The sequence below is a fragment of the Pelagerythrobacter rhizovicinus genome (assembly GCF_004135625.1).
Classification (GTDB): Bacteria; Pseudomonadota; Alphaproteobacteria; order Sphingomonadales; family Sphingomonadaceae; genus Pelagerythrobacter; species Pelagerythrobacter rhizovicinus.
Genome location: NZ_SDPV01000002.1, coordinates 310,132 through 334,549 on the forward strand (window position 1 = coordinate 310,132; position 24,418 = coordinate 334,549).

At 67.0% G+C, this 24,418-nt stretch carries 25 protein-coding genes; 15 read left to right on the top strand and 10 right to left on the bottom strand.

The features are described 5' to 3' along the window. Positions 1-18: 18 nt before the first annotated feature. On the bottom strand, positions 19-240 hold the full coding sequence (locus ETX26_RS09495) for a YdcH family protein (protein ID WP_318531658.1): 222 nt from the start codon (positions 238-240) through the stop codon (positions 19-21). Between the two features lie 97 nt (positions 241-337). Here ETX26_RS09495 and ETX26_RS09500 point away from each other — a divergent pair, with 97 nt between their 5' ends. Together ETX26_RS09500 and ETX26_RS09505 are read left to right on the top strand one after the other, a co-directional pair. Beyond that, positions 338-535 carry a YdcH family protein gene (locus ETX26_RS09500; RefSeq protein WP_119513928.1) on the top strand — a complete coding sequence of 66 codons (198 nt, stop codon included), beginning with the start codon at positions 338-340 and terminating at the stop codon, positions 533-535. Between the two features lie 137 nt (positions 536-672). Further along, a complete protein-coding gene (locus ETX26_RS09505) occupies positions 673-1,143 on the top strand; it encodes a DUF1465 family protein (RefSeq protein WP_129524461.1) in 471 nt (156 codons plus the stop codon). Here the strand turns inward: ETX26_RS09505 and ETX26_RS09510 are convergent. Further along, positions 1,140-2,609, bottom strand: a complete 1,470-nt coding sequence (locus ETX26_RS09510) for a glycerol kinase (RefSeq protein WP_129524462.1) — start codon at positions 2,607-2,609, stop codon at positions 1,140-1,142. The two genes, ETX26_RS09505 and ETX26_RS09510, sit on opposite strands and share 4 nt — an antisense overlap. A 157-nt stretch (positions 2,610-2,766) precedes the next feature. Here ETX26_RS09510 and ETX26_RS09515 point away from each other — a divergent pair, with 157 nt between their 5' ends. Continuing rightward, positions 2,767-3,639 (top strand): MBL fold metallo-hydrolase, encoded by an 873-nt coding sequence (locus tag ETX26_RS09515; RefSeq protein ID WP_129524463.1) that lies wholly within the window; start codon positions 2,767-2,769, stop codon positions 3,637-3,639. Further along, entirely contained in the window at positions 3,636-4,325 is a 690-nt protein-coding gene (locus ETX26_RS09520; RefSeq protein WP_225425697.1) for a DUF4230 domain-containing protein, read from the top strand. Before ETX26_RS09515 ends, ETX26_RS09520 begins: the two co-directional genes overlap by 4 nt. 3 nt (positions 4,326-4,328) lie before the next feature. Here ETX26_RS09520 and ETX26_RS09525 read toward each other — a convergent pair whose 3' ends face one another. Further along, positions 4,329-6,317, bottom strand: coding sequence for a BCCT family transporter (locus ETX26_RS09525; protein WP_225425707.1), 1,989 nt, complete (start codon positions 6,315-6,317; stop codon positions 4,329-4,331). A 158-nt stretch (positions 6,318-6,475) separates the two neighbouring features. On the opposite strand from ETX26_RS09525, the gene nadA reads away from it, so the two are divergent. Next, complete coding sequence (gene nadA, locus ETX26_RS09530; RefSeq protein WP_129524465.1) at positions 6,476-7,462, top strand: quinolinate synthase NadA; 987 nt, start codon at positions 6,476-6,478, stop codon at positions 7,460-7,462. A 167-nt stretch (positions 7,463-7,629) separates the two neighbouring features. Further along, on the top strand, positions 7,630-9,750 hold the full coding sequence (locus ETX26_RS09535; RefSeq protein ID WP_129524466.1) for a prolyl oligopeptidase family serine peptidase: 2,121 nt from the start codon (positions 7,630-7,632) through the stop codon (positions 9,748-9,750). A gap of 9 nt (positions 9,751-9,759) precedes the next feature. Here the strand turns inward: ETX26_RS09535 and ETX26_RS09540 are convergent, their stop codons facing one another. Further along, positions 9,760-10,683, bottom strand: a complete 924-nt coding sequence (locus ETX26_RS09540; RefSeq protein ID WP_129524467.1) for a DMT family transporter — start codon at positions 10,681-10,683, stop codon at positions 9,760-9,762. Between the two features lie 54 nt (positions 10,684-10,737). Between ETX26_RS09540 and ETX26_RS09545 the strand changes: the two genes are divergently transcribed. Next, entirely contained in the window at positions 10,738-11,844 is a 1,107-nt protein-coding gene (locus ETX26_RS09545; protein WP_129524468.1) for an alkene reductase, read from the top strand. A gap of 3 nt (positions 11,845-11,847) precedes the next feature. Here ETX26_RS09545 and ETX26_RS09550 read toward each other — a convergent pair whose 3' ends face one another. Both ETX26_RS09550 and lipB read right to left on the bottom strand, forming a co-directional pair. Beyond that, positions 11,848-12,207: a hypothetical protein gene (locus ETX26_RS09550; protein ID WP_191984712.1), complete on the bottom strand. Its 360-nt coding sequence runs from the start codon at positions 12,205-12,207 to the stop codon at positions 11,848-11,850. Continuing rightward, positions 12,204-12,875, bottom strand: a complete 672-nt coding sequence (gene lipB / locus ETX26_RS09555; RefSeq protein WP_129524469.1) for a lipoyl(octanoyl) transferase LipB — start codon at positions 12,873-12,875, stop codon at positions 12,204-12,206. The genes ETX26_RS09550 and lipB overlap by 4 nt, the downstream gene beginning before the upstream one ends. A gap of 67 nt (positions 12,876-12,942) precedes the next feature. On the opposite strand from lipB, the gene ETX26_RS09560 reads away from it, so the two are divergent. Continuing rightward, entirely contained in the window at positions 12,943-13,758 is an 816-nt protein-coding gene (locus ETX26_RS09560) for a hypothetical protein (protein ID WP_129524470.1), read from the top strand. 21 nt (positions 13,759-13,779) lie between these two features. On the opposite strand, the gene ETX26_RS09565 is transcribed toward ETX26_RS09560, so the two are convergent. Then, positions 13,780-14,406: a class I SAM-dependent methyltransferase gene (locus tag ETX26_RS09565; RefSeq protein WP_129524471.1), complete on the bottom strand. Its 627-nt coding sequence runs from the start codon at positions 14,404-14,406 to the stop codon at positions 13,780-13,782. 124 nt (positions 14,407-14,530) lie between these two features. Here ETX26_RS09565 and ETX26_RS09570 point away from each other — a divergent pair, with 124 nt between their 5' ends. Beyond that, positions 14,531-15,904, top strand: a complete 1,374-nt coding sequence (locus ETX26_RS09570) for an MFS transporter (RefSeq protein ID WP_225425708.1) — start codon at positions 14,531-14,533, stop codon at positions 15,902-15,904. Here ETX26_RS09570 and arsC read toward each other — a convergent pair. From arsC to ETX26_RS09585, 3 genes are all read right to left on the bottom strand, one after another. Further along, positions 15,901-16,245, bottom strand: coding sequence for an arsenate reductase (glutaredoxin) (gene arsC, locus ETX26_RS09575; RefSeq protein WP_129524472.1), 345 nt, complete (start codon positions 16,243-16,245; stop codon positions 15,901-15,903). The two genes, ETX26_RS09570 and arsC, sit on opposite strands and share 4 nt — an antisense overlap. A gap of 112 nt (positions 16,246-16,357) precedes the next feature. Further along, entirely contained in the window at positions 16,358-16,912 is a 555-nt protein-coding gene (locus ETX26_RS09580) for a (2Fe-2S)-binding protein (protein WP_129524473.1), read from the bottom strand. Between the two features lie 22 nt (positions 16,913-16,934). Continuing rightward, the gene (locus ETX26_RS09585; RefSeq protein WP_129524474.1) at positions 16,935-17,693 is read right to left on the bottom strand and encodes a class II aldolase/adducin family protein; all 759 of its coding nucleotides are present in this window, start codon (positions 17,691-17,693) and stop codon (positions 16,935-16,937) included. A gap of 113 nt (positions 17,694-17,806) precedes the next feature. On the opposite strand from ETX26_RS09585, the gene ETX26_RS09590 reads away from it, so the two are divergent. Genes ETX26_RS09590 through ETX26_RS09615 form a run of 6 tightly spaced genes read left to right on the top strand, consistent with a single transcriptional unit; the run spans position 17,807 to position 24,403 of the window. Continuing rightward, on the top strand, positions 17,807-19,153 hold the full coding sequence (locus ETX26_RS09590; RefSeq protein ID WP_129524475.1) for an MATE family efflux transporter: 1,347 nt from the start codon (positions 17,807-17,809) through the stop codon (positions 19,151-19,153). Between the two features lie 60 nt (positions 19,154-19,213). After that, positions 19,214-21,559 (top strand): chemotaxis protein CheA, encoded by a 2,346-nt coding sequence (locus ETX26_RS09595; RefSeq protein WP_129524476.1) that lies wholly within the window; start codon positions 19,214-19,216, stop codon positions 21,557-21,559. Next, on the top strand, positions 21,559-21,993 hold the full coding sequence (locus ETX26_RS09600) for a chemotaxis protein CheW (protein WP_129524477.1): 435 nt from the start codon (positions 21,559-21,561) through the stop codon (positions 21,991-21,993). The genes ETX26_RS09595 and ETX26_RS09600 overlap by 1 nt, the downstream gene beginning before the upstream one ends. A 55-nt stretch (positions 21,994-22,048) precedes the next feature. Further along, positions 22,049-22,414 (top strand): response regulator, encoded by a 366-nt coding sequence (locus ETX26_RS09605; protein ID WP_129524478.1) that lies wholly within the window; start codon positions 22,049-22,051, stop codon positions 22,412-22,414. A 10-nt stretch (positions 22,415-22,424) separates the two neighbouring features. Continuing rightward, complete coding sequence (gene cheB, locus ETX26_RS09610; RefSeq protein WP_225425710.1) at positions 22,425-23,528, top strand: chemotaxis-specific protein-glutamate methyltransferase CheB; 1,104 nt, start codon at positions 22,425-22,427, stop codon at positions 23,526-23,528. Then, on the top strand, positions 23,519-24,403 hold the full coding sequence (locus ETX26_RS09615) for a CheR family methyltransferase (RefSeq protein WP_129524479.1): 885 nt from the start codon (positions 23,519-23,521) through the stop codon (positions 24,401-24,403). The genes cheB and ETX26_RS09615 overlap by 10 nt, the downstream gene beginning before the upstream one ends. Positions 24,404-24,418: the final 15 nt, after the last annotated feature.

The following is a 24,418-nucleotide window of genomic DNA, read 5'->3' on the forward strand; positions in this document are numbered from 1 at the left end:
GCTATTCTTCCGCCGGAATCAGATTTCGGCGAGTTCTTCCTTGATCCTCAGCTTCTGCCGCTTGATGGCTTGAATCGTCGACGCATCGGGCGAGGGCCGGTTCATTTCCTCGCGAAGTCTGTTTTCGAGACCGGCGTGCTTGTTCTGCAATGCGCTGGCGTGAGACGATACCATCGGGCTCTCCTCCTGGGTAGACCTGGGGAGCGACTCGCCCGCCGCGGGCGAGCCGCGCATTGACATAAAACCACAGCCGGGCCGCCATGCGAAGGGGCAAGATTGCGCAATTCGACGGGACCGGGCAGAGGCGCGTCGAATCGACCGGGAGGAGCAGGCTCAGGTGAACGAGCAGGAACTGCGCAAGCGATTGGCAACGCTGAGAATCGAGCACCGCGATCTCGACGCGGCGATCGACGCGCTGCGCGCCTCGGGCTCGGCCGATCAGCTGCAGATCGCCCGCCTGAAGAAACGCAAGCTGAAGCTGCGGGACCAGATCGCTGCGATCGAGGACGAACTGCTGCCCGATATAATCGCCTGATTTCCGAATGGACTAGGCGGAATGCGATTTTCGCAACAATCCTCGCCATCCCGTCACGACACAATTGTTGTCAAAATGGGAAAACCTCCACCGAGCGGCTGGCGGAGCGACTCCGTCTGCGATAGCGCTTTTCCGGGATGGGCATCCGCGCGGACATCAGCCAGACGATCGTCGAATCGCTTTATCGCGAGGCGCTGATCCTTGCCGACGAGGTGCGCGCGACATTCGATCTCTCGCATCACAACGTGCCTGCAGGGGAGAGCGACTTCGCGCGCATCGCCCTGTCGGTGGAGGGGCTGCGCACGACCACGCGGGTAATGCACGTTCTCGCCTGGCTGTTGAACCGGCGGGCGTTCTTCAACGGCGAGATGACCGAGTTCCAGCTCCGCCGTCACGGCCGCCTGCCGGGCGACCGCCCCGCCGATCCCGACAACCTGGCGTGGCTCGAGCCGGAGATCCGGGACCTGATTCGTGCGAGCGCGAAGCTCCATGCGCGGATCGCGCGACTCGACCGGGCCTGGAACAGCGGGTTCGAGATGTATCCGCCGGCGATCCTGCGGCTGCGTGAGCGCCTCGACCGCCGGATGGGCGAGATCCAGACCCTCTAGACCGCCGCCAGCGCCTTGCGCCAGCGGACCAGGCGCTCCTCGCGTGCGCCGTCTGGCAGCGCCGGTTCAAAGCGGCGCACCTTGCCGCGCATCGCCTTGGCGGCATCCTCGAGGTTCGCGTGTATGCCCGCCCCCACTGCTGCGAGCATCGCCGCGCCCAGCGCGGTCGTCTCGACAAAGTCCGGCCGCTCGACCGTTACACCGAGCATGTTCGCGAGATCCTGCGCCATCCAGTCGTTCGCGCTCATCCCGCCGTCGATGCGCAGCGTCTGCCAGGCGGCGCCATCGGCAGCAAATGCCTCCGCGAGATCATGGGTCTGGTGCGCCATCGCCTCCAGTGCCGCACGCGCGATCTGCGCCCGTCCGCTAGCGAAGCTCAGCCCCGCGATCACCCCGCGCGCTTCGGCCTGCCAGTGCGGCGCTCCCAGGCCGGAGAGCGCAGGCACGATCGTCACGCCACCGCTGTCGGAAATCGATCGTGCAAGAGCCTCGGTCTCGGCCGCGGTGCCGATCAGCCCGAGCGAGTCGCGCAGCCACTGGACTAGGCTGCCGGCGACGAAGACCGAGCCTTCGAGCGCATAGCGCCGCACGCCGCCGCGCTGGGTCAGCACCGTGCCGAGCAGCCGGTGCTCCGATCGCGGCACGGCCTCGCCCTGGTTGGTCAGCACGAACGCCCCGGTTCCGTAGGTCGCCTTGGTCTCCCCCGGGGCGAGGCAGCATTGCCCCACGGTCGCGGCCTGCTGATCGCCGGCGAGCCCGCAGACCGGAACGGCGCCGCCGAGCAGTTCGGCATTCGTCTCGGCCAGCGCGCCATGGGTGTCCACCACCTGCGCGAGCGCAGAACGCGGCACCCCGATAAGCTCGCACAGCCCCGCGTCGAACTGCGCGCCATCGAGCGGGAGCAGCAGCGTACGGCTGGCGTTGCTCGCGTCGCTGACGAACGCGCCGCCCGAGAGCTTGAACACGAGCCAGCTCTCGACCGTGCCAAGCGCCAGCGCCTTGCGCTCGGCCGCGGCGCGCACGGCGGCGTCGTTGTACATCAGCCAGCGCATCTTGGTGCCGGAGAAGTAGGGATCGAGCACCAGCCCGGTGCGGCGCTGGACGTCCGCTTCGTGCCCGGCTTCGCGGAGCGCGTCGCAAAGGTCCGCCGTGCGCCGGTCCTGCCACACGATCGCGCGGGCGAGCGGTTCGCCCGTGTTGCGGTCCCATGCGACGACCGTCTCGCGCTGGTTGGTGATGCCGATCGCGGCGACGGCCCCGGCGCCGCCCGCCTTCTCCACCACGTCGCGCGCGCAGGCGAGCGTGCGCTGCCAGATCTCGCCGGCATCGTGCTCGACCCAGCCGGGGCGCGGATAGTGCTGCGTCAGCGGGCGCTGTGCCATCTGGTGGAGCGCGCCGTCGGACCCGAACAGCATCGCGCGGGTCGAAGTCGTGCCGGCGTCGAGGACGAGGATGTGTTCTCCCATCGGCCCATCCTAACCACGTTCGCGGTCGCGGCGAAAGCCGAATGGGACATTCCCAGCGGATGGTGTCGCTACGGCTTGGTTCAAGACACAATCCGCCCCGAGCGCGGCGTGCCCTCGGAAGCTCGACAGGCCCGCTCGCCGCCCCCATATGGAGCGCATGGCAGGTCCCCCTCCCAAGCCGTGGCCGACCGGACTGGTCGAAAGGCCCGAGCCGCTCGTGCGCCGCGTGCTCGCGCCCAATCCCTCGCCCTACACCTATACCGGCACGCAGACCTACATCGTCGGCGAAGGCGAGGCGGTCGCTGTGATCGACCCCGGCCCGGACGATCAGGCGCATATCGATGCCATCGTCGAAGCCGTCGGCGCAGCAAAGATCGCCGCGATCATGTGCACGCACACGCACCGCGACCATTCGCCCGCTGCGCGGCCTCTCGCCGAACGCACCGGCGCTCCGATCGTCGGCTGCGCCCCGCTGGTGCTCGACGACAGCGGACCGCGAGCCGATGCCAGCTTCGACCGCGACTATGCCCCCGACAGGGTGATGGAGGACGGCGAGGCGATGACCGGCCCCGGCTGGACATTGCGCGCCGTTCACACGCCCGGCCACACATCGAACCACCTGTGCTTCGCGCTCGAGGAAAGCGGAGCCCTGTTCACCGGCGATCATGTGATGGGCTGGTCCACCAGTGTCGTCGTGCCCCCGGACGGGGACATGGGCGCCTACATGAAGAGCCTAGAGAGGCTCTACGAGCGGGGCGACCGCGTCTACTACCCGGCGCACGGCGCGCCGGTGGAGAAGCCGCGCCAGCTCGTGCGCGGGATGATCGGCCATCGCCGCCAGCGCGAGAACCAGATCCTGCGCTTGCTGGGCGAGACGCGGCAGAGCGCGGCGGACATGGTCCCGCGCATGTACAAAGGCCTCGACCCGCGGCTGACCGGCGCCGCCGAGATGAGCGTGACCGCGCACCTGCTCGATCTGGAACGCCGCGGGCTCGTCGGCCGTTCGGGGGACTTATGGCAAACCCTTTGAAGACGAAGCGCCGCAGCGGCGAGACCCTCGGCCCAGAGGTCCGCCGCGAGCGTCCGCTGGCGCTGGTGCAGGCCGTGCCGTGGATGATCGTGATCGTCCTCCTCGCGCTCGCGGCCTGGCTTGGCTGGCGCGCGTTCGTCTATCAGGAAGAAGGCGATCCGGTCGGCAGCGCGATGCTCGCGTTCGAGAAGCAGAACTCGCTGACGGTGTTCTCCTCGCGCTTCGAAGTCGTCGCCGAGAGCGAGGACACGCGCGGCGTGCTCGGCGTGCCGGTCCTGCGTTCGCGCCAGGCGATGATCATTCCCGCGACGGTCGAATACCGCGTCGATCTCTCGCAGGTCGGACGCGAACGGATCGCCTGGGACGCCGAGACGCAGCAGCTCACCGTGCGCCTGCCGCAGCTCCAGACCACGCGCCCCAACCTCGACGAGGCGCAGGCGCGCGTGTTCCAGGACGGCGTGTTCATCACCCGCGACGCCTCCCGCGACCTCAGCCAGAACAACTCGCGCCAGGCGGAGCGCAAGGCGAGCGCCTTCGCGAAGAACCCCGAAGTGCTGGCGCTCGCGCGCACCGCCGCGAGGGAGGCCGTGCGCCAGAACCTTGCGATCCCGCTGCAGATCGCTGGCCACGACCGCGCGACCGTGCAGGTCACCTTCGACGGGGAGCAGGCGCCCCCCGCACGGTGACGCTCACGCCAGCCGGCGGGCCTGCCGGAAATGGGCGTAGCGGTTGAGCAGGTCGTGGATCACCTGCCCGCTGGTATAGCCCGTTATGTCGTGCGCATGTTCGCCTTCGGAACTGTGCGCCATGGCGCGATAATGGCGCCGCTCCCGATCGCTCGACTTGCGCGTCTCTGCCCAGACGAAGCTGGGGGAGAGAAACGCGCGGCTGCGAATGGTGTAGCGGAACGTGCCGCGCTCTCCGTGAGGCACGGTGAGCTCGATGCGATCGTCTCGCTCCTCGAGCTCGGGGGCGAGGCCGTTCTCCCGCAGCTCGGCCGCAACTTCCTCAAGCGCCGGTCGCGCCGTGTCGCTCAGGAAACGGCCGATTTCATCCCTGCCGAAGAACTGCGTTATCGACGCGAGGCGCTGCTGCCAGCTTAGCTCCGGATCGGCCGGCGCGTCGGTCGGCTGCGAAAGATCGGCGGCGGAGCCAACCGCTTCCATTTGCAGCGCCCGCAGCAGGCCGTAGCAGATGAAGATCATCACCACCGCGAACGGCAGGGCGCTGGCGATCGCGGCGGTCTGCAGGGCCTCGAGCCCGCCCGCGACCAGCAGAACCGCGGCGATTCCGCCCGCGCAGGCCGCCCAGAAGATACGTTGCCACACGGGCGGATTCTCGGCCGCTCCGGACGTGATCATGTCGATCACCAGCGCGCCCGAGTCCGCCGAGGTCACGAAGAAGGTGATGACCAGCAGCGTCGCGATCAGCGAGGTGATGGCCGACAGGGGCAGCTCGGACAGCATCTCGAACAGCGCAACCGGCAGGTTGTCCGCCACCGTCGCGGCGATCGGCGCCGCACCGCTCATGTCGAGCTGGATGGCGGTATTGCCGAACACCGTCATCCACAGGCAGGTGAACAGGACAGGCACCAGCAGCACGCCGCCGACGAACTGGCGGATGGTCCGCCCGCGCGAGATGCGCGCGATGAACATCCCGACGAAGGGCGACCAGGCGATCCACCATCCCCAGTAGAACAGCGTCCAGTTGCCGAGCCAGGGATTGGGCTCGTAGGCATAGAGGCGGAAGGTCCGCTGCACGAAGGCGTTCAGATACGTGCCGAGGTTCTGGACGAAGGCCTCCAGCAGGAAAACGGTGGATCCCGCGAAGAGCACGAAAAGCAGCAACAGTATGGCGAGCACGATGTTGAGCTCGGACAGACGCTTCACGCCTCTGTCGAGCCCCAGAAAGACCGACAGCGTGGCAAGCGCGGTGATCGCCGCGATCAGCAGGAGCTGCACCGCGGTGTCGATCGGCACTCCGAAGAGATAGCTGAAGCCGGCATTGACCTGCAGCACGCCGAGGCCGAGCGACGTCGCGACCCCGAACATCGTGCCCAGCACCGCGAACGTGTCGATCGCGTGGCCGATCGGGCCATTGATTCGCCGGCCGATCAGCGGAAACAGTGCCGACCGGATCGTCAGCGGCAGTCCGCGCCGAAACGAGAAGTACGCCAGCGCCAGCCCGACGACGATGTAGATCCCCCACGCGTGAAAACCCCAGTGGAAGAAAGTCAGCACCATCGCCTGCCGCGCGGCGTCGACGGTCCCGCCGTCCCCGACGGGCGGCAGGGCGTAGTGCTGGATGGGTTCGGCGACGCCGAAGAAGACCAGGCCGATGCCCATTCCGGCGCTGAACAGCATGGCGAACCACGACAGGTGGCTATATTCCGGCTCGCTCTCGTCCGGCCCCAGCTTGATGTCGCCGTAGCGGCTGATCATGAGGAAGACGACGAAGATCAGGAACCCCGCGACCGAGGCGATGTAGAACCAGCCGAAATCGGCGACGATCACCTCCTGCAGGTGGCCGAACAGGACGCCCGCACGCTCGGCGAACAGCGCGCCGAACAGCGCGAAAGCGAGAATCAACGCGGCCGAAACGAAGAAGACAGGCGGATTGACCTTGATCCGCGCGCGCGACGCCGCCCCTGCGGCTTCCTTCAGGACTGGATCGTTCACATACCTCTCCGGATCTACTGCCTCCCCGGGCCGAGCAACGCACTCGGCGGCCGCCGGTTGCCCCGCGGGCCGCACAAAGCGCGGGATGGCGGGGCATTAGAATAACTCCGCGACATGCACGCGGTCGCTTCCTATATGGCTGGCGACAGGAGATTGGCATGTCCATTGAAAACAAACTGCCCACTGGAACCGATCTGCTCGCGGAGATCGACCGCCTGCGCAACGAGCGCAACGCGGTGATCCTGGCGCATTACTACCAGAAGCCGGATATCCAGGACCTCGCCGATTTCGTCGGCGATTCACTCGAGCTCTCGCGCAAGGCGGCGGAGACCGATGCCGACGTGATCGCGTTCTGCGGCGTGAAGTTCATGGCCGATACGGCCAAGATCCTCAGCCCCGAGAAGATCGTCGTCCTGCCCGACATGGACGCGGGATGCAGCCTGGAGGATTCCTGCCCGCCGGAGAAGTTCAAGGCTTTCCGGGAGGCGCATCCCGATCACATCGCGCTGACCTACATCAACTGCTCGACCGAGGTGAAGGCGCTGTCGGACATCATCGTCACCAGCTCTTCGGCCGAGACGATCATCAGCCAGATCCCCGAGGATCAGCCGATCATCTTCGGCCCCGACCGGCACCTTGGCGGCTATCTCAGCCGCAAGTTCAACCGCGACATGCTGCTCTGGCCCGGCGTGTGCATCGTGCACGAGGCCTTCAGCGAAACCGAGCTGATGAAGCTGAAGGAGCAGCATCCCGGAGCGCCCGTGGCCGCGCACCCCGAATGCCCGCCCACGATCATCGATCATGCGGATTACGTCGGCTCGACCAGCGGCATCCTGCAGTTCGCCAGCACGTTCGAAGGCGACACGCTGATCGTCGCGACCGAGCCGCACATCATCCACCAGATGGAAAAGGCGCTGCCGCAGAAGAATTTCATCGGGGCGCCGGGTGCCGACGGCAACTGCAGTTGCAACATCTGCCCGTACATGGCGCTCAACACGATGGAGAAGCTCTACGCCTGCCTGCGCGACCTCGAACCGCGCATCGAAATCGAGGAAGGCCTGCGCCTCAAGGCCAAGCAGAGCCTTGATCGCATGCTCGAGATGGCCAGCGGCACGATCGGCAAGGGCGACTTGGGACGGGTCTAGCTCCCGCGCATTCCGTTGCCCCGTCGCCCCTGCGGAGGCAGGGGCGATGCGGCGGATGGCTGATGCACGCGCGTTGGGTTGAGCGCGCGTTACACCCCGATCGCATTGCACCCCTTTGATCGGACGGCGAAATGGCTATGGTCCCGCGCGTTCACAAAGAGGTGCCAATGCTGCTGAACCGCACGACCGCTTTCGCTCTCGCCTGCCTCTCGCTGCCCGCCGCGCTCGCCGCGCAGGACGCGGTGTCGGACGATCCCTATGTCTGGCTCGAGGAGATCCAAGGCGAGCGCGCACTCCAGCAGGTCGAAGAGTGGAACGCGGAGACCGAGGCGAAGCTGACCGGCGAGCCCGAATATGCGATCGCGAAGGCCTGGGCACGGCAGATCCTCGACGACGAGCGGCAGATCGCGATGCCCACCGCGATCCAGGGCGACAAGGTCACCAACCTCTGGCGCGACAAGGACAACCCCCGCGGCCTGTGGCGTATCGCCGCGCTCGACAGCTATCTCACCGGTGCGCCCGAATGGCGCGTGCTGATCGATGTCGACGCGCTGGGCAAGCAGGAGGGCGAAAGCTGGGTCTGGCACGGCGCCAACTGTCTGGCGCCCGAATATACCCGTTGCCTCGTTTCGCTCAGCCCCGGCGGCACCGATGCGGACGTTGTGCGGGAGTTCGATGTCGCGAGTGGTGCCTTCGTGGAGGGCGGCTTCACGCTGCCCGCCGCGAAGTCGAACGTCGCCTGGTTCGACGCGGACACGCTGATGGTCGGCACCGAATACGGCGCCGGCAGCATGACCGATTCCGGCTACCCACGGCAGATCCGCCTGTGGAAGCGAGGAACCGATCTCGCCAAGGCGCCGCAACTGGTCGAAGCTGAGCAGGAAGCGGTCAGCGCTGGCGCGTTCTCGATCCTCGACGGCACCACGCGCTGGCGCTTCGTCAACGTCTCGCCGAGCTTCTGGACCAGCCGCGTCAGCCTCGTGCGCGAGGATGGCGCGACGGTTGCCCTCCCATTGCCCGAGGATGCCGATTTCCAGGACGTGCTCGGCGGCCGCGTGATCGCCAAGCTCAATTCACCGCTGGAGGCCGGCGGCGCCACCTTCGCCGCCGGCTCGTTGGTCTCATGGCCGCTCGCGGAGATCGCCGCCGGAGGCGAGGCCGCACCTTCGCTGGTCTTCGCGCCGAGCGCTTCGCAGGCGTTGGAGGAAGTCGCGGCGTCCGAAGGCAAGCTGTGGATCAAGCTGCTCGACGACGTCTCGGGCAAGCTCATGGCGCTGACGCCGGGCGCGGACGGCTGGACGGCCGAGGAAATGGCGCTGCCCGATAACTCCACCCTCTCGCTCGCCGCAGTGAGCGGCAGCAGCGATCTGGCACTGGTGACGGTCGAAGGCATGCTGACGCCGCCGACGCTCTATGCTGCCACGCCGGGCACGGCGCCGCGCGTTGTCGATTCAATGCCCGCGCAATTCGATGCCTCGAAGTTCGCAGTCGAGCAGCGCTTCGCCACTTCGAAGGACGGCACCAAGGTGCCCTATTACATCGTCCGCCCGAAGGATGCAGACGGGCCGTTGCCGACGCTGATGCACGCCTACGGCGGTTTCCGCGCGGCGCAGACCCCGAAGTACCTCACCGCGGAGCCCTATCGCAGCGGTCCGCTGGCGCTGTTCTGGCTCGAGGAGGGGCACGCCTACGTGCTCGCAAACATCCGCGGCGGAGGGGAGTACGGGCCGCGCTGGCACGAGGACGCCCTGCGCGAGAAGCGGCAGAACAGCTTCGACGACCTGCATGCGGTGGCCGAGGACCTGATCGCGAACGATCTCGCGGTGGCGGACGGGATCGGCATCTCGGGCCGCTCCAACGGCGGCGTTCTCGTCGGCGCCGCGGCGAACCAGCGGCCGGACCTCTATGCCGCCGTGATCTCGGGCTCGCCGCTTGACGACATGAAGCGGTATCACAAGCTGCTCGCGGGTGCCTCATGGATGGCCGAGTACGGCAATCCCGATGTGCCGGAAGACTGGGCCTTCATGAAGGAATGGTCGCCGTACCAGAACCTGCGCGATGTCGAGGGCTATCCGGCCACCTTCTACTACAGCTCGACCCTCGACGACCGGGTCCATCCGGGCCACGCGCGCAAGATGGCGGCGAAGCATGAGGAACTGGGGCAACCGTTTTACTTTCACGAGTATCGCGAAGGCGGCCATTCGGTGGGGGCGGATCATGCCGAGGATGCCAAGCGCGCCGCTCTGCTGCTGACCTTCCTCAACCGCGAGCTGGCGGGAATGGACTGACGCCCGATCCTATCGTTCGGCGAAAACTGCGCGCGCCGCGCGCGGCTCGGCCAGCTTGGCGAGCAGCAGGGCACAGGCGACGAGCGTCATGCCTGCCATGTCCGGTAAACCGAGCACTTCGCCGAATGCCAGCCAGCCGACGGCGGCGGCGATCGCGGGCTGGGTCAGCAGCGCGACGCCGATGACCAGCGGCGGGAAGTGCCTGAGCGAGAAAACGAGCAAGCCCTGGCCGACGATCTGGCTGGAGAGCGCCAGTCCGACCACGGGCGCCCAGCCTGCGGTGCCGGGCCAGACCGGTTCTCCCATGGCTAGCGCCATCGCGAGCAGAATGGGCGCAGAGGCAAGGCCGACCAGCAGCAGCACCGTCCACTGCCCCAGGCCCGAGCGGGCCCGATGGGCGGGAATGAGGTAGAAAGCGTAGAAGATTCCGGCGAGCAGGCAGAGCAGGTCGCCGGCCAGCGTCGCGGTCGAAACTTCCAGGCTTCGCCCCATCAGGATCGCCGCACCGCCGAGCGCGGCGGCGAGTGCCAGCCATTCCAGTCCGCGGGGTCGCCGGCGCAGCGCCACCAGTCCCCAGATCATCAGGATCACACTGCCCGAGTTGCCGAACAGGGTCGCGTTGCCGAGCCGGGTGCGTTCGATCCCGATGTGCCAGCTCGCGAGATCGAGGGCGAAAAACAGCCCAGCCGCGCCGACCAGCAAAGCGAGCCGCCGATCGAGCGGCTCCGGCGTGCGCGCACGCCAGGCGAGCAATGCGATCACCGGCAGTGCGATGACCATTCGCCAGAATCCTGCAGCGACCGGCCCGGTATCGGACATCCGCACGAACCAGGGGCCGAGCGCCAGCGCCAAGTTGCCGCCGACGAGCGCGGCGAAGTGCCAGGCACCGGCCTGATAGTTTTTCTCACCCTCCGGTTCGGTTGTGATCGCCATGGCCGCCCCCTAGCTCCAAACGCAGGAAGCGACAGCAAAAAGGATGTGTCCCGAATGCACGAGAACCTGTTCGAACCGCTGACCATGGGCGCCCTTCAGGCGAGGAACCGCATCTTCATGGCGCCGCTGACACGCGGCCGCGCGACTCTCCCCGGCGTGGTGCCGAACGAGATGATGGCGACCTACTACCGTCAGCGGGCGGGCGCGGGGCTGATCATCAGCGAAGCGACCGGCATCAGCATCGAAGGGTCCGGCTGGCCGGGTGCGCCCGGCATCTGGAGCGATCAGCAGGTCGCAGGCTGGAAGACGACAACCGATGCGGTGCACCGCGAAGGCGGGCTGATCGTACTCCAGCTCTGGCACATGGGCCGGCTGGTCCACCCCGACTTCCTCGACGGCGCGTCCCCCGTCTCCGCCAGTGCGACAACCGCCCCGGGCCACGCACACACTTACGAGGGACGCAAGGACTATGAACCCGCGCGCGCACTGAGCGTGGGGGAGATCGCTCGCATCGTGGAGGACTATCGCAAGGCGGCCGAGAACGCGAAGAAAGCCGGCTTCGACGGCGTCCAGCTCCACGGCGCGAATGGATACCTGATCGATCAGTTCCTGCGCGATTCCACCAACTTGCGCGACGACGGATACGGCGGCTCGCCGGAAAATCGCGCTCGGCTGCTGCGTGAGGTGCTCACTGCCCTGATCGAAGTTTGGGGTGCGGATCGCGTCGGCTTGCGTCTTTCACCCAACGGCGAGACGCAGGGCTGCGACGACAGCGATCCGGCGACGACCTTCGGTGCTGCGGCGCAGGTGGCGGAGGATCTCGGCATCGCCTTCCTCGAGCTGCGTGAACCGGGGCCGGGCGGGACCTTCGGCAGCACCGAAGTGCCCAAGCAGAGCCCGCTGATCCGCAGCATCTATTCGGGACCGCTGATCCTCAATTCGGATTACGACGCTGCCCAGGCGGCAGCGGACGTCGGGGCCGGTCGTGCGGATGCGATAAGCTTCGGGCGGCCCTTCATCTCGAATCCCGATCTACCCGATCGCATTCGGGCCGGCGCCGACCTCGCCCCGAACAAGGGAGTGCCGCAAAGCTGGTACGGGCGCGGACCCGAGGGTTACATCGACTATCCGACGCTGATGGAGCAGAGTGCCGCGGCCTGAGCGTTATTCGCCGTCATCCTCGCCGGGCGCGGGGGTGACGGGCTCGGGCTCCGGATCGAGCCGGATGTCAGGCACGCTGGCGTCATCGTCGCTCTGGTCGGCACCGCCCTGTTCCTGCTCGTCGGGCGCTTCCTCGGCTTCGGGGGTCGCTTCGTCCCCCGCCGCGCCCTCCTCGCCCGGCTCCGTGCGCAGCGGCGGCGATTGCGAGCGTACGGTGTCGAGCGGCAGCATCTCGTCGCTGATCGTGCCGCCCAGCACCTCGCCCTCGGCCGCGCCTTCGCCTGCGGCGTCACCGCTGGTCCCACCGTCGCAGGCGGCGAGGAACAGTGCGAGAGTCGCCACTGCAATCGTCTTGTGCATCATGCCTTCACTCCGCAAGCATGCGCGAGCCCGTCGAGAAAGCTCTCCGCGCGCGCTTCCAATGCCCTATCCCATTCTGCCGGCGCAACCGGCACGCCGAGCCGCTCGAGGCTGGTGACGCCGTATTCCGCGATGCCGCACGGCACGATCCCGGCAAAATGGGCGAGATCGGGCGCAAGGTTGACGGCAAAACCGTGCATCGTGACCCAGCGGCGCACGCGCACGCCGATCGCGCCGATCTTCGCCTCGCTGCCGTCGATATCGCGCGTCCAGATGCCGATCCGCCCTTCGGCACGCCAGGCTTCGACACCGAAATCGCCGAGCGTGTCGATCACCCAGCCTTCGATCGCGTGGACGAAGCAGCGCACGTCCTTCCCGCGCCGGTTGAGGTCGAGCAGTACGTAACCCACCCGCTGGCCGGGGCCGTGATAGGTGTAGCGCCCCCCGCGCCCTGCCTCGACCACCTCGAAACGTGGGTCGAGCAGCTCGGCACCATCTGCGCTGGTGCCGGCTGTGTAGACCGGCGGATGCTCGAGCAGCCAGACCAACTCGCGCGCATCCCCCGCGGCGATCGCGCGGTTGCGCAGGTCCATCTCGGCCAGCGCGGTGCGATACGGCACGGGCATGGCCTCGCGCCGCCATTCGATTTCTGACTGGGTATTGCCGGACATTGCCGATTGCGTGGCGCGCCCGGCCCGGCTTATCAAGGGCAAAGGCACCGGAACGAGGGGACATGCCATGAAATTCGACATGGGACGCGCGTGGAACGAAACGACCGCGATGATTGGGGCGAACAAGGAACTGCTCGCGGTAATCGCGGGGATTTTCATTTTCCTGCCCAATCTCGCGCTGGCGCTGCTCGTGCCGGAGATGATGGCCGGCCCCGCGGAGGTGGATCCGGAAAATCCGATGGCCGCGCTCCAGGCATTCTACGCGGAAAACGGTCTGTGGTTCTTCCTGCTCGCGATCATCCAGTCGGTCGGTACGCTGTCGCTGCTCGCATTGCTGCACGATCGCCGTCCCACTGTAGGGGAGGCGATCAAGACCGGACTCGTCACTCTCATCCCCTATATCGCAGCGCAAATCATCCTGGTTATCGGCCTGTCGATCGTGCTCGGCATACCGGTCGGCGTAGCGGCCGGTCTCGGCGGTCCGGCGGCGGGGGTGATCGTTGGTCTGCTCGCCTTCGTCGTACTGGTCTACGTCATGGTGAAGGTTTCGCTCGTATCGCCGGAGATGGTGATCGGCGCAAACCTCAATCCGATCACGGCGCTTCGCAACTCCTGGCGCCTTACCAAGGGCAATAGTCTGCGGCTGTTCGCGTTCTACCTGCTCCTGGGCATCGGCGTGGTCGTGGTCGCGATCGTCATCAGCATGATCTCGGGACTTTTCGTCGCCATGCTCGGCCAGAACACGGCCGGGCTGCTGGTCGGCGGGGCACTCAGCGGCCTCATCGCGGCGATCTGGAGCGTGCTGATCGTGGGCGTGCTCGCGGCGGTCTACAAACAGCTCGCGGGCCCCACGCCGGAAGCCGTCGGCGAGACTTTCGAATAACGGAGGCGGGGCGAGGCGGTGCTAGGCCGCCTCGTCCTTCCAGCCCCAGAAGAGCTGGCAGGGGAGCACGTTCCACAGCTCGAAACCCTGCTCGATGCGCGCGAAGTGCCTCGCCATGAAATCGCGCGCCTTGGCCGAGAACTGATAGACGAGAAACGCCCCGCCGGGCCGCAGCACCTCGTGCGTCGCCTCTACGATCGCCGGGCCTACCCCTTCGGGCAACGTCGAAAACGGCAATCCCGAGAGCACATAGTCCGCCTCCTCATGTCCGATCGCACGAACGATATCCTGCACGTCGGCGGCGGAGCCGTGGACGGCGATGAACCGGCCGTCGGTAATCGTACGCTTCAGATAGTCGATGTAGAGCGAGTTGGTATCGATCACGAGCAGCTTGCCGTCGCGCGGCAGCCGCTCCAGCACCGGGCGACAGAAGGTGCCGACGCCGGGGCCGTATTCGACGAACAGCTTGCATTCTGCCCAATTCACGGGCTCCAGCATCTTGCGGATCGTGAAGCGCGAAGAAGGGATGATCGACCCGACCATCCGCGGATGCTCGACGAAACCCCGGAAGAAGATGCCCCATTGCCCGAAGAGCCGGGCAGCGCGATCGCGGAGCCGGGTGCGCGGTCGAACCGCCAGTTCGTTCATCTGGACCAAGAAATCCTGCCTCGCTCGATTGCGGTTGCGCTTGGGTACTTCGGCGACAAGCCCCGCGTTCGCAAATCCGCGCCCGTATTGCAAGCGCCCCGCGGCGAGCCTAGCGAAGAGCAGGATGGCTGACCGCGACCTACATCTCCCCGTGCTGGAAACGTCCGCGGCGCGGGGAATTTCCCGCGGACGCATGGTGCTGCTCTTCCTGGTCATGCTGGTGACGGCGGCGGGCAATACCGCGATGCAATCGGTCATGCCTTCGGTCGGCACGGCGCTGGGCGTCGAGGACGTATGGATCAGCATCGCCTACACCTGGTCGGCGCTGCTGTGGGTGATCTGCGCGCCGATCTGGGCGCGCCGCTCCGACCGGCGGGGACGCAAGGCGATGATGGCCATCGGACTGACCGGCTTCATCGCCTCGTTCGCCCTGTGCGGGCTCGTGCTCATGTTCGGACTGGCGGGCGCGATCTCGGCCGCGGCGACGCTGGTGTTCTTCGCCGCCGCGCGCAGTCTCTACGGCGGGTTCGGCTCGGCCGCGCCTCCCGCCGTCCAGGCCTACGTGGCGAGCCGCACACCCCGGTCCGAGCGGACCAAGGCGATGGCGCTGATCGCCTCCAGCTTCGGGCTCGGAACAGTCATCGGCCCGGCGCTCGCGCCATTGCTGATCTTCCCCGCGACCGGGCTCGTCGGCCCGTTCTTCGCGTTCGCGCTGGTCGGCGCGGCGGTGCTGATCGCTTTGCGGCTGCGCCTGCCGAACGACGCCCCCACCTTTGCGGCGCGCGGCGACGTCGTCGCCGCTCCGTTCAGCGCGAACTCGAACCCCAATGTCGCGCGCGGCGAGGACGAGGACGTCGGCGAAGGCGTGATGCCCGACCCGGAGACCATCCCCGACCTCTCATGGCGTGATATCCGGCTGAGGCCGTGGCTGGTGGCGGGCTTGCTCGGCGGACACGCCCAGGCAGCAACGCTCGGCATCATCGGGTTCTTCATACTCGACCGCCTAGGGCTACGCGCCGATCCTTCCGCGGGTACCGGACCGATTGGCCTTGTCCTGATGTGTGGGGCCATCGCCACACTCCTCGCGCAGTGGGGCCTGATCCCGATGCTCAAGCTCGGACCACGCTCCTCGACATTGTGGGGCATGGCGCTGGCGATCATCGGCGTCCTGGGATTCTCCGTCGCACAGGATCTGCACGCGATCGCGCTGGGCTTCGCGGTGGCCTCCCTGGGCTTCGGATTGTACCGGCCCGGCTTCACCGCAGGCGCATCGTTGGCGGTGACGCGCGAGGAGCAGGGGCAGATCGGCGGGATCGTCGCCTCGGTCAACGGCGCGGCCTATGTCGTCGCGCCGGCGGCGGGCGTGTGGCTCTACGGCCACCACCAGTGGATCGGCTTCGCTTCGATCTGCGTCCTGTGCGCCGCGGTGTTCGTGTTCGGCTGGCGCTCGCTTCAGGCCGACGCAGTGCTCGAAGGAAGCGGCGGAGACGACGACTAGAGGATGTCCTCGATCCGCTCGGGCGGTCGACAGAGGCGCACTCCCTTGGCGGTCTCGACCAGCGGGCGCTCGATCCGCCTCGGGTCGGCGGCCATCGCATCGAGCACCGCGTCGTCGTCGGCTTCGGTCAGGCCGCGTTCCTTTGCGTCCGTGCCCTGGGTGCGTAGCCCTTCGCGCGGGGCGATGCCCGCGTCGCGATAGAGCTGGGCGAGCTTGTCGCGGCTCGGCGGGTTCTTGAGGTATTGGACCACCTCCAGCTCGATGCCGTCACGCCTGCGCAGGGTCTCAAGCGCTGCGCGCGACTTGCTGCAGTTGGGGTTGTGCCAGATGGTTGCTTTCATCCTGTTCCTCTTTTCGCGGGAGCGGTAGCCGGCGAGCTTCTTTGAACTGGAGCGAAGGCTGGAGCCTCCTCTGCGCGCGTCGAGCCCTCCCTTCGGAGGCGCTCGCCTTGGATCATTGTGGTCGTTCGCCCTCCGACGCAACGATCGCGGGCACCTCTACAGCAGCATCCTCGGCGCTGATACCAGGTGCAGGCGCCGCGCTGATGCGTTCGACCCGGCGCGCGACCCGGCCGGCGCGCTGGATGGCGCGGACCAGGCGGGGATAGACGCCGCAGCGGCACAAGTTGGGAATGGCCTGCCTGATCGCGTCTTCCGAGGGATCGGGATTGGCCTGGATCAGCGCGGCCGCCGCCATCGCTATCCCGGGCGTGCAGAAGCCGCACTGAATCGCCTGCTCGGCCACGAGCGCCTGCTGCACCGGATGCGAGCGATCGCGGCTCAGCCCCTCGATCGTGGTGACGTAGCGCCCTTCCGCCTCGGCCAGGGTGATCAGGCACGATCGTAAGGCTTCTCCATCGACAATCACGGTGCAGGCGTGGCAATCGCCCACGCCGCAACCGTATTTCGTGCCGGTGAGATTGGCCGCGTCGCGCAGCGCCCACAGCAGCGGCGTCTCCGGATCCATGTCGAACCGGACGGGACGATCGTTGACCGTAAGCGCGGGCATTCGGTTCGGCGGAGCCCGGTCCTCAGTCGCGCCAACTCGAATCGATCCGGTCGATCTTGCGCTTCCACGCCTCGAAGTCGGCGTATCCCGGCCCGCCCGGCGCCTGTGCCTGGCTGATATCGCGCTGATGAACCGCGATGACCTCCTGCGGCACGTGGATCGGCTTGCCCTGGCTCAAAGTCGCCACCTGGATCTCGCAGGCACGCTGGAGCGCCCAAGCCTGGACGAACATCTCGTGGATCGTGCGCCCGAGCACGACCGGGCCGTGGTTGCGCAGCATCAGGATGCGCTTGTCGCCGAGGTTCGCGAGCAGCCGTTCGCCCTCTTCCTCGCGTACGGTCACGCCTTCGAAGTCGTGATAGCCGATCTGACCCTGGAAGTTGCAGGCGTAGAAGCTGATCGGGAGCAGCCCGCCTTCGGTGCTCGATACCGCCATCGCCTCGGTGGTGTGCGTGTGGCAGATCGCGTGCGCCCAATCGAGATGCCGGTGGAAATAGGCATGCTGGGTGAAGCCTGCCTTGTTCACCGGGTAGTTGCCCGACAGGACGTTGCCGTCGATGTCGATCTTGACCAGGTTGGATGCGCTCACTTCCGAATAGAGCAGCCCGAACGGATTGATCAGGAAGGCATTGTCCTCGCCCGGCACTTTCACCGAGATGTGGTTGTAGATCGACTCCGACCAGCCGAAATGTTCGAAGATGCGATAGCATGCGGCCAGGTCGAGCCGTGCCTGCCATTCGGCCTCGCTGCACTCCATGCGGGGCTTGAGCTGGGTCGCCACGGGCACTCTCTCCTTTCGATTGCTTTACGCCACTTATCGCACAGGCCGGCGCTCGGGCACAAGCGCTTGCCTGCCAATCTTGCAATCGTGCGGTGCGGCGCTATCGCCAGCGTATGAACGAGGGCGCCAAGCTGACGCGCGGGTCGATCCGCGGCCACCTCGTGACCCAGACTATACCGATGATCATCGGCGTTGCGGCGATCATGTCGGTCGGGCTCATCGACGCATATTTCATCGGCCAGCTCGGCAGCCAGGAGCTTGCCGCAGTCGCATTCGTCTTCCCTGTCACCATTGCCCTGTCGAGCCTTGGCGTCGGCGTCATGGTCGGGGTCAATTCGGTCATCGCACGGGCTTTGGGCGAGGGCGACGTCGACCGGGCGGCACGGAGGGCGAACTTCGGCGCGGTGTTCGCCGTCGTGCTCGGCGGAATTCTCGGCGTGGCGCTCTACCTTCTGCTCGATCCGCTGTTCCGCCTTATGCAAGCCTCCGGCGCGCTGCTGCCGCTGATCCGGGCCTACATGGTGCCTTTCGCGCTCGGCATGCCCGTTCTGCTGCTGCAGATGGCACTCAACGGCGCGCTGCGGGGACAAGGGGAGGCGCGCAAGACCTCGTTCGTCTCGCTGACCTTCGCGGCCGCGAACTGGGTGCTCGATCCGCTGCTGATTTCCGGCGCCTTCGGTTTCGCCGGCTATGGCATGGCCGGTGCCGCCTACGCGACAATCGCGGGATATGCGCTCGCCATCGGCATGGCGCTGTGGCTGATCGCGGGCACCGCGTTGCCGATAAAGCCGAGCCTGATCCGCCAGTCCCGTTTCGGCGAATCCGCGCGCGCGATCCTGCGGGTTGCCGGTCCGGCGGCGTTCTCGAACGCCGTCAACCCCGTGGGGCTCTCAATTCTCACCGCCCTTCTCGCCGCACAAGGCGAGGCGGCGGTGGCGGGTTTCGGCGCGGCAGGCCGGTTGCAAAGCTTCGCCGTAGTGCCCCTGCTCGGCCTCTCGGGTTCGATCGGCGCAATCGTCGGCCAGAACTGGGGCGCCGGGCGTCCGGACCGCTCTCGGCTCGCAATGCTCGAAGCGGGAATATTCTGCGTCGGGTACGGAATGGCGCTTGCGTTCGTCCTGTTCGCGGCCGGCGAGTGGTTTGCGCAGTTCTTCACCGATGATCCGGCGGTGATCGCCGAGTTCGACGGATACCTGCGGATCGCGGCGTGGGGCTACGCGGGATTCGGGCTGCTCATCGTTGCCAATGGCGCGCTGAATGCGGTCGACAAGGCCGCCTGGGCGCTGACGCAGAGCTGCGTGCGCGTGTTCCTGGTCATGCTGCCTTTCGCGTGGTTGCTGCGCCCCCATTGGGGTGCGGACGCCGTCTATGCCGCGGAGCTTGCCGCCAACGTCGTCGGCGGCGCGATCGCAGCACTCGTGGTCTGGTGCATCCTGCGGCACTTTCCCGACAGGCGGTGACCGTTCGTTAACCATCATTGGCCATACCTCCCTGCACTATCCCGGGGGGCATGGATTTCGATGGACGACCTGCTGGCAGATTTCGTGGCCGAGACCCGCGAGATGCTCCAAGCGATCGAGGGGGAGATCGTGGCGTGGGAAGCCGATCCCGCCGACCGGGAGCGGCTCGACGCCATCTTCCGCTTCGTCCACACGGTAAAGGGCAACTGCGGGTTCTTCGACTTTCCCAGACTCGAGAGGCTCAGCCACGGCGCGGAAAGCGCGCTTTCGGAAGTCCGCGCCGGGCGCCGTCATGCAAGCACCGGCCTCGTCACTGCGGTGCTCGCGATCATCGATCGCATTACCGACATGATCGACGCGATCGACGCTGGCGAGAGCTTGCCCGAAGGCGGCGACGAGATGCTGATCGCGGCACTCGAGCCTCGCCGCGACGAACCCGATAGCGAAACCATTCAGGCCGGCGAGCAGGCCGGCCCCAGAGCCGCCAGGACAAACGGCAACACACGCTCGATCCGGCTGCCGGTCGAACTGCTGGACCGGGTGATGAGCGGCGTTTCCGACATGGTCCTCGCGCGCAACGAACTCGCCCGGCGGTTGCGGGAGCAAGGCGCCGATCCCGCGCTGCAAGGCCCCTTCGAACGGCTGTCGGCCATTCTCGACGAAGTTCGCGAAGGGGCGACCCGGATGCGTATGCAACGGCTCGAGCATTTGTTCGGCGCGCTGCCACGGATGGTCCGCGACCTCTCCTCCGAACTCGGCAAGCAGGTGATGATCGATCTCGAAGGCGGCGACGTCGAGCTCGACCGCGAAATGATCGAATCGGTGCGGGACCCGCTGATGCACATTCTGCGCAACGCCATCGATCACGGGATCGAACCCCCGGCGCAGCGTCTCGCCGCCGGCAAGCGCGAAATCGGCATCGTCACCGTCTCGGCACGCCGCACGGGCAACCGGATCGTCATCGGCGTAAGCGACGACGGGCGCGGAATCGCGCTCGACAGGCTGGCCGAGAAAGCCGTCGCCGCGGGCGTGGCGAGCGCCGCGGAAGTCGCCGCGATGACTGCCGAGCAGAAGCTCGATCTCATCTTCGCCCCCGGCCTCTCGACTGCCGACACGGTCAGTCAAGTCTCCGGACGCGGCGTGGGGATGGACGTGGTGCGCGCGAACGTCGAACGGTTCGGCGGTTCTGTCTCCGTTTCCAGCAAGGAAGGCAGGGGCACGATCGTGTTTCTCCATCTGCCGCTGACGCTCAGCATCGTCGAGGGGCTGACGGTGAAAGTCGGGTCCCACACGCTGGGTCTGCCGCGTTCGTACATCGTCGAGATCGCGCGCAGTGTCTCGCGCTCGGTCGAGGTGGACCGTCTCGGCGACGGCATCTTCCTCACCTTCCGAGGTGAACGCGTGCCGTGCCTCGACCTCGCCGAGGTGCTCGGTCTCGATCAGGAGGTCGATCTCGACCGTGCCACGTTCGTCTTCCTGCGGCTCGTCAGCGGCGATTTGTTCGCGCTCGCGGTCGACCGCGTGCTCGACAACGAGGACTTCGTGCTGAAGCCGCTGCCGCCGGCGCTGGAGGCGATCGGGCTTTACGGCGGCACGGTACTGCTCGACGACGGCAAGCCGATCCTCAAGATCGACATTCCCGGTCTCGCCGAGGCACACGGGCTCGCCAGCCAGACCCGCGTCCGCACCGTCTCGGCGGATGGCGGTACCCAAGAGGCGGTCGCCTCCCCTCAGCATGCAGTCGTCTTCACTTCCCTCACCGGACGCCGGCGCGCCCTGCGCATGGCCGTGATCCGCCACATCCACATGCTTCCAGTGTCCGCAATCGAGCACGCCGGCGATGGAATGCTGGCGACCGTTGACGGCACGATCCTCCCCCTGCTGGGCGCGGAAGGTGCGAACATAGCCACCGAGACGATCACCGCACTGCGCCTCGACGACGGGGAAAGCACACTGCTGTACGCGGTCGGAGGCGTCGTCGACTCGCTTGAACTCCCGGACACGATCGTGCCGGTCGAAGGAGACGACACGCTCGAGGGCACGGCGTTGATCGACGGGGCGATGGTGGGGGTCGTCGATGCGCACCGTCTGTTCGCCCGCCATGGTCGCCGTGCGGCGCCGGCACAGCAGCCGACCTGCCGTCTGCCCACCACCGATCCATGGGTAGTAAGCTTCCTCGAACCGCTGATCCGATCGGCGGGCTACGAGATTCTGGGCGAAGACGATCGGCGGGCGGCCGATATCTCGGTGACGCTGGATGCCGCGCGGGAACCTGACGGAGACGGAACAGTCGTCCGCCTGCGGTCGCGGCCGGAGGGTAGTGACGGCGATCCGCACAGCATCTACCGCTATGACCGCGAAGCGCTGCTTACGGCCCTCGCCAGCGCGCGCTCGGGTACACGCTGATGAGTGACCTGCTTCTTCTCACGCGCATCGCCGGACGCCCCGCCGCCTTTCGCGCCGGGGACATTGGTTCGATCGTCGAGCTCACCGAAATCACCCCGGTTCCGCGTGCACCCGACTTCATCGCCGGGCTCGCCGCGTTGCGCAGCCGTGCGCTGACCGTGATCGACAGCCGGAAGGCCCTGGGCCTGCTTGGCCCGTCCGAGACGACCGACATGCGCGCGCCGGTGGTCGAGGTGGCAGGGCATTCCTACGCCCTGCTCGTCGATCGGGTGGATGACGTGGTCCCCGCCGCTGGCGAACCTGCGCCTACGCCTGCCACCTTGGGCGCCTGCTGGGCGCAGGTCGCCCACGGCATGATTGAAACCGCCAGCGGGCCCGCGGTGCTGGTCGACGTGGCCGCGCTTGTCGCCGGCCCCGGCGAGACCGCTGCTTAAACGATTGGTTACCCGGAGCGAATAGACGGGAGCCGCAGAAAAGGATCGCATCAAGATGAAGAACTGCCTGATCGTCGACGACTCGCGCGTGATCCGAAAGGTCTCGCGCCATATCCTGGAGTCGCTCGGGTTCGCCGTCGAGGAAGCCGAGAACGGCGCGAAGGGCATCGCCCAGTGCGAGGAGGCCATGCCCGATCTCGTGCTGCTCGACTGGAACATGCCGGTCATGACCGGCATCGAGTTCATCACCAATCTCCGCCGTATGCCAGGCGGCGACGCGCCGAAAGTGGTCTTCTGCACCACCGAAAACGACGTCGCCCATATCCGCGAGGCTATCGGCGCGGGCGCGGACGAATACGTGATGAAGCCGTTCGACCACGAAACCCTGCAGATCAAGCTTCAGCTCGTTGGAATGGCCTGAGGCCCGGCCCATGGGCGCGGAAAGCAGCGTCGCCGCCGATCAGGCCGGGCAACCTCCGCCCCAGCGGGCGCCCATCCGCGTCATGATCGTCGACGATTCGCTGACGGTACGTGCCGTGCTCTCGAGGATCATCGCGCCCGAAGGCGACATGGCCATCATCGGCAAGACCGGCAGCGCAGAGAACGCACTCGCCGCCCTTGCGATCACTCCGGCCGACGTTGTGCTGCTCGACCTCGAAATGCCGGGCATGGGCGGGCTCCACGCGCTGCCGAAGATACTCGCCGCGCACCCCGGCACGCAGGTGCTGGTGGTCTCCTCTCTCACCGAAGTGGGGGCGGAGCACACGCTGGCCGCGCTCTCGATGGGTGCCGCTGATACGATGCTCAAGCCGCGCAGCGGGGAGTTCGACGAAAGCTATCGCGCCGCGCTCCTGCAGCGAATTCGCGCGCTGGGCCGGCGCAGCCGAGCGGACGCGGCGCCGGCATCGCCCGCCGAACCGCCCCTGCGCGCGCGCAACAGGCACGGCGGCCCCCTGGAGATCATCGGCATAGGCGCTTCGACCGGTGGGATTCACGCGCTGTGCATGCTGTTGCGCAATCTCCCACGGTACGTGGAGGCGCCCATTCTGGTGACGCAGCACCTGCCCCGAAGCTTCATGCACGTCTTCGCCGGCCAACTCGAACTCGCAAGCGGACGCGAGGCGGTGGTGGTCGACCGCGAGACGCCCGTAGAAAGCGGTCGCATCCACATTGCTCCCGGCGACGGGCACCTTCTCCTGCGCGGGAACACGGGCGCCCTGGTCGCCGATCGGACGGACTTCAGGGCGCCGAGCGGATGCATGCCCTCGGTCGATTCCATGTTCGAGAGCATGGCCGGCGTCGTGGCGGACGGCGCACTTGGCGTGGTACTCTCCGGAATGGGACGCGACGGCCTCCTGGGTGCCGAGCGACTGGTCCAGGCGGGCGGCAATATCATCGCTCAGGACGAAGCCAGCTCCTCCGTCTGGGGCATGCCCCGCGCGGTCGTGCAAGCCGGGCTCGCGTCGGCGGTGCTACCGCCCGAGAAAGTGGCGTTGCGCATCGCCCTCCACGCCGGAGAAGCGGCATGGAGGTGACGCAGATATCGCACCGAATCATCGCGGATCTGCTGCTGGAACGAACCGGCCAGCAGCTCACCGAAGGCCGCCAGTGGCGTGTCGGCAGCGCACTGACAGACGTGTTCCGCGAATATGGCATCGACAACGTCGACCAGCTCGTTTGCATGCTGGACAGAAACGATTCCGAAGAGATCTCGCGCAAGGTCGTGGAAGCGCTCCTCAACAACGAGACCTACTTCTTCCGCGACCGACAGCTGTTCCAGCGGTTGTCCGATACCGTGTTGCCCGATCTCGCCGCGAAGCGCGCAGGAACACGGCGCCTCGCTATCTGGTCCGTCGGCTGCTCCACCGGGCAAGAGGCGCTGTCGCTGTCGATGATGTTCGCGGACCGACCGCAGATGTGGCGCGGGTGGAAGATCGAGATACTGGGTACCGATATCTCGAGTCGGGCGATCTCGGCTGCGCGGCGGGCCTGCTACAGCCAGTTCGAGATTCAACGCGGCCTCGGCGTCGCACAGATGCTTCGGCACTTCAGCGAGACTCCGCGCGGATGGGTGCCGGACCCGGCACTGCTTGCGCCGATCTGCTACCGCGTCGGCAACGTACTCGACACGCCGATCAGGCCCGAACGATTCGATCTCGTGCTCTGCCGCAACGTGCTGCTCTACTTCGATACGGCGACCCGGCGGCGCGCCCTGGGCCGCGTGGCCGACAGCCTGCGGAGCGACGGCTGGCTGATGCTCGGCGCCGGAGAGACGATGGCAGGCAACAGCGGACGGTTTGCGCCGGCCACGGATGTGCAGGGCCTCTACCGGTGCACGGGTCGGGAGCCCGCCGACAGAGGCTTACGGGGCAGCAGCTGCAAGGTAAATTCGCACTTAACGCTTCCTTAGTGCGGCGGCGCTAAG